Genomic DNA, 1,786 nt, shown 5'->3' on the forward strand with positions numbered 1-1,786 from the left:
TTTTAAGTAAAAGCATTCTGCTTAAGTGTATTGGCTAATACTATGTATTAGTTGTAGTACTACATTTGTTATTTTTTATAATGTAATTAATTTTGTTTTTAGCTATGTTCAAAAAAAATTCTGCGCTATCATCCGTGCTGATAGCTTCTGTTGTAATAATATTTTATTGTTATCAGTATATTTTTAGAGTATTACCTAATGTTATAATGCCTGATATTATTGCAAAATATTTAATTAATTCAACTGATTTTGGCTTTTTTGCAGGAATATATTATTTAGCGTATGTCTTAGTACACATTCCAATCGGAGTATTGCTAATGAAATTTGGTTCAAAATATTTGCTACCAATTTCTATCTTATTAACAGCAATTGGAGGAATACCTATGAGTATTTCAGATAGTTGGTGTTTTGTATTATTTGGTAGAGCAATGACTGGAATAGGATCTTCAGCTGCTGCGGTTTGTGCATTGCAGTTATTCAGAATTTTATATCCAAACCATTTTTCTAGGATGTTAGGTGTTATGGTATTTTGTGGATTGTTAGTTGCGATTTACGGTAGCTTTTATATTTCAGTATTAACAAATAGTTTTGGTATTGTTTATAGTATGAATGTCATAGTAATTTTTGGTATTTTACTTTCAATTGCTACTTATATATTGCTAGCAAGATCTTCTAGTGTTAGTAAAGAGGTTAGTATTTTGAAGGGTATTAAAATAATTTTAGGAAATTATAAGGTGATTATTGCTAGTATTGTTGCAGGTCTTATGGTTGGGCCTTTAGAGGGTTTTGCAGATGCTTGGGGTAGCGTATTCTTAGTAAATATATATAATTTAGATAAAATTGTGGCTGATGATGCTATATCATATATCTTATATGGTATGTGTTTTGGTGGTTTATTATTACCTTATATTGCAGATAAATATAATTTATACTTATATCTGACCTTACTTGCAGCATTTGTTATGTTTATATGTTTTATGTATCTTTTGAGTTGTTCAGTAAGTGTTAGTTATATAAATAAATTATTATTTGTAGTAGGGGTTTTTTCTGCTTATCAAGTTTTGATTGTACCTAAGATATCTTCATATGTCTCTACAGAGCAAAGTGGATTAGCGGCTTCAATAGCTAATATGTTTATTATGGGTTTTGGTGGAATATTTCATAATGGAATAGGTAATATACTTGATTTAATGTGGTCTGGTGTAAGCGCTGAGAATGGTACTAGAATTTATAAAAGTAAAGAGTTGCTTACTAGTATTTCTATTATTCCTCTTGCAATTTTAGTAGCTTTTATAATTTTACTGTTTATAACAGATATCAGATATAAGCTATCAAATTTTTTAGCATTTGTTGTTAATAGATGCAAGTTCTTTGCTAAATAACTTATACTCTGAGATAATAGCTAATATTTATATTGGCTATTATTGAATGTTTTATGTGGTTGAGTGTATATAAAGGAGTTGAGATATATTTCAACTATTTTCAATCAAGTCCTTTAATATCAGCTCTACTTCTTCTATAGTTAGCCTAACCACTGAAGCAATTTCTTTCACTGTGAAGTCGTTTCTAAACAGTGATCTTGCTATGCTCTCTATAGTATTTAGATTCTCTTTATATTCTTTATATTCTTTTGTAGGATTATCAGTATGTAACTTCATGTTTTCTTTATATTGTCTGTATCCTTTGGTAGGATCATCAGGATATAACACTTCTCCTAAATCTTTTGGTTCTTCATCAGGGTTATTATCAAGTATAATTTTTGCTACTATATCTTGTAATTTCTTTA

Annotated in this window: 2 protein-coding genes; one reads left to right on the top strand and one right to left on the bottom strand. The window is 28.5% G+C overall.

Annotation, left to right across the window (positions count from 1 at the left end):
* Positions 1–104: 104 nt before the first annotated feature.
* Positions 105–1,382 carry an MFS transporter gene (locus tag IHI24_RS04095; RefSeq protein WP_194966783.1) on the top strand — a complete coding sequence of 426 codons (1,278 nt, stop codon included), beginning with the start codon at positions 105–107 and terminating at the stop codon, positions 1,380–1,382.
* A gap of 90 nt (positions 1,383–1,472) precedes the next feature.
* On the opposite strand, the gene IHI24_RS04100 is transcribed toward IHI24_RS04095, so the two are convergent.
* Positions 1,473–1,786 (bottom strand): hypothetical protein (locus IHI24_RS04100; RefSeq protein ID WP_194966784.1); only part of this gene is annotated, 314 nt, incomplete at its 5' end.

This window comes from Rickettsia endosymbiont of Cardiosporidium cionae, assembly GCF_015476335.1.
Taxonomy (GTDB): domain Bacteria; phylum Pseudomonadota; class Alphaproteobacteria; order Rickettsiales; family Rickettsiaceae; genus JADHZC01.

Bases quoted from the DNA above. Each gene is read 5' to 3' on its own strand.
- IHI24_RS04095 (WP_194966783.1), top strand. From the start codon at position 105: ATGTTCAAAAAAAATTCTGCGCTATCATCCGTGCTGATAGCTTCTGTT.